The sequence below is a fragment of the uncultured Jatrophihabitans sp. genome, assembly GCF_964246335.1.
Classification (GTDB): domain Bacteria; phylum Actinomycetota; class Actinomycetes; order Mycobacteriales; family Jatrophihabitantaceae; genus Jatrophihabitans.
The window spans coordinates 1,862-2,231 of sequence record NZ_CAXTQF010000129.1 but is presented as its reverse complement, the minus strand read 5'-3'; the positions used below and the strand labels follow the sequence as shown (position 1 = coordinate 2,231).

The window sequence follows — 370 nt, the reverse complement described above, 5'->3', positions numbered from 1 at the left end:
GCGTCCGTCGCCAAGATCCTCACGACGGCGGCGCTGCTGGACGTGCGCGCGCCCACCGACCGGCTGCGAACCACGGTGGGCGCCGGCGCGGGCGGCGCGGCGGTGCTCGTGGGCGGCGGCGACCCGACCCTCACCGCCGCGAGCGGACACGCCCCGGGCGCCTACCCCGGCGCTGCGCGGCTGTCCGACCTCGCCGCGCAGCTGTCCCGTGCGCACCTGCGGCCGACGCGCATCGTCGTCGACGACGCGCTGTTCAGGGGTCCGACCGTCTCACCCTCGTGGGCGGCCGAGGACGTGCCCAGCAGCTACGGCGCGGCGATCACCGCGGTGACCGTGGACGGCGGCCGGGACCCGCCACGAGCGCCGACGC

General features: G+C 78.6%; 1 pseudogene. It reads left to right on the top strand.

Features of this window, described 5'->3' with window-relative positions:
* Positions 1–342: pseudogene (locus ACFFCN_RS18670) on the top strand (D-alanyl-D-alanine carboxypeptidase); the annotation flags it as partial.
* Positions 343–370: the final 28 nt, after the last annotated feature.